This window comes from Komagataeibacter oboediens, from assembly GCF_003207815.1.
Lineage (GTDB): Bacteria > Pseudomonadota > Alphaproteobacteria > Acetobacterales > Acetobacteraceae > Komagataeibacter > Komagataeibacter oboediens.
The window spans coordinates 1-1,408 of sequence record NZ_NKTX01000187.1 but is presented as its reverse complement, the minus strand read 5'-3'; the positions used below and the strand labels follow the sequence as shown (position 1 = coordinate 1,408).

The following is a 1,408-nucleotide window of genomic DNA, read 5'->3' as shown; positions in this document are numbered from 1 at the left end:
TGCGTCCTCAACCGCATGGACATTGATCGCCTCGATCCGCATGCTCACACGACGGACAGCAAGGCATTGTCAAGCTTGAAAAACTTTCGGATCGGGCTCTTAGAAAAAATAACGTCCACTCACTCCCACTCAATCATTCAAAAAATCTCTAACCTATTGATTTAAATATGGAGTTTTTTAGAAAAAGCGCACGGAGCCGTTAACAATCCTGCCAAAATGCTACACTTTTGGTTTCCAACAGAAATTAAAGGGAAAAAATTTTTGAGATTTCAGAGACTATCGGGATAGTGAGTAAGCTATTTGAGGCTCGATTCCTGCGTTAGATACTGCCACCACTTCGCATACTCACCGTCACAGCATAATCTTAAATGACAAACCAGTTCCCTTACTCCGTCTGGCGATTTTCGCCTTTCTCTCAGCAGTAGCAGAAAACATGAAAGGGGATCTTATTTTCACCAAAGAGGCGAGTTATTTAAGCCGAAACTGAGAAACAGCTTCCCGCAATTGTGCAATTCTCCTATAATTCAATTCGGCAATACACGCATATTCTCTTATTTCCAATGCATTACCAATTCCACTAGCACCCAAAGATTTTACAAAGAGACAGTGCGCCTCACGATAATTAATAAATTCCTGATTATCTATTGCAAAATGACTTTTTGCCTGAGCAATATATTGGTCTTCCACATCCCATCGGGACAGCATGGTATTCACATGGGATTCAGCTTGTGTTAACGCTTTTTGACTTTCATCACGTTTTTTTTGTAGGCATTCATGTATTCCTGCCATCGAAAATTCACTACATTCTTCATATAATTCATCTTCTGTCGGGACTATAGACTTGGTCTCTGCCATAGCTGTCATTGGAATACAGAGAATTAGACAAAAACAAGAAATTATCTTTCGGCGCATTAAAAATTTGTTATCGACCGACACGAGGGAATACATAATTCAGTTTCCTTGTATAATCATAAATGTTAGCATGATTATACAAATCTGCCACCGTGGATGCGGAAATAGTTTTCCATCCAAAAATCACCCGTTGCTCAGATGCTTTCTGATATTTCAGTTCCATTCCTGGTTTAAGCTGGGCTGGCGTAATACCCGGATTAAGGCTTTGCAGGTTTTTAACTGTTGTGCCTGTATTCCTTGCGATATGCCACAGATTGTTGTTCGACGCCGTAACCGTAACTTTCTCGATCTTGGCATTAGGATCGACAACGGTATCCATCCGGAAGTTTGCCATCCTCGGGACTGTCAGGAATTTCGTGTAAGAGGCGTTGTTCACGTTATTGATCAGACGGTGGCACGGGCGAAGCGGTCACCGAAGAGAATGGCGAACTGGGCCTTTGCCATGGACCATTCCCTTGGGGGCATGATCCATTCTTTCTCGGCCCGGTTCAAGGCC

Annotated in this window: 2 protein-coding genes; both read right to left on the bottom strand. The window is 42.6% G+C overall.

Annotated features, from left to right (window positions below; all coding sequences use genetic code 11):
- Positions 1 to 468: 468 nt before the first annotated feature.
- On the bottom strand, positions 469 to 855 hold the full coding sequence (locus tag CFR80_RS18165) for a lysozyme inhibitor LprI family protein (protein WP_232276101.1): 387 nt from the start codon (positions 853 to 855) through the stop codon (positions 469 to 471).
- Positions 856 to 922: 67 nt separating this feature from the next.
- Positions 923 to 1,231, bottom strand: coding sequence for a LysM peptidoglycan-binding domain-containing protein (locus CFR80_RS18160; RefSeq protein WP_157132997.1), 309 nt, complete (start codon positions 1,229 to 1,231; stop codon positions 923 to 925).
- Between the last annotated feature and the right edge of the window lie 177 nt (positions 1,232 to 1,408).